1 protein-coding gene is annotated in these 578 nt (G+C 38.4%); it reads right to left on the bottom strand.

Annotated features, from left to right (window positions below; genetic code table 11):
• Window positions 1-512: DUF2931 family protein (locus B0A64_RS24795; RefSeq protein ID WP_244285496.1), on the bottom strand; the 512-nt coding region annotated here is incomplete at its 3' end.
• Between the last annotated feature and the right edge of the window lie 66 nt (window positions 513-578).

Raw genomic sequence — 578 nt, forward strand, 5'->3', positions numbered from 1 at the left:
AAGCGTTCGTGACTGTCCAGTGATGCTATTTCTTTGGGGGATATTACTACTTTATTTCCCTGATAACGCCCTATTTCTACCTGTCTGCCACCATTTTGCAACCATACCACTACTACTCCACCAGGAGTAAAACCTACAGTAATAGTATCATAGGTTATCATTACTTTACCTCTTTTTCTAACACTACTCTGAAAACCTTCATTAAATAGTTTTACCATTTTAGGGTAGTCTAGCTCAGTATCTATTTCGTACATAAGTTCTTCTACATAAGAGTACCAAATACAGTTAAGTCTTTGGGGAATTGGCTTTACGCCCTGACTCATACCTGAGGAATTTTTTCCCCACCCCCCCATACCTGTAGTAGTTCCAAAACCAGATATAGAGGTAGTACTGTTTGGGCTTTCATTTACTCCATTTGATACTAGCGGGCCTTCAAGCCAGCCTCTATATACTTCTATTGGATATCCTGATGGGCAACTTAGGCCTTCTTGCCATTTAAAATTTGTTTGCATACTAGTAAGGGTATCTTGTATTACAGGTTTATTAGTCTGTTTGTTTGTTTCTTTTTTTTCCTGACA

The sequence above is a fragment of the Flavobacterium araucananum genome (assembly GCF_002222055.1).
Classification (GTDB): domain Bacteria; phylum Bacteroidota; class Bacteroidia; order Flavobacteriales; family Flavobacteriaceae; genus Flavobacterium; species Flavobacterium araucananum.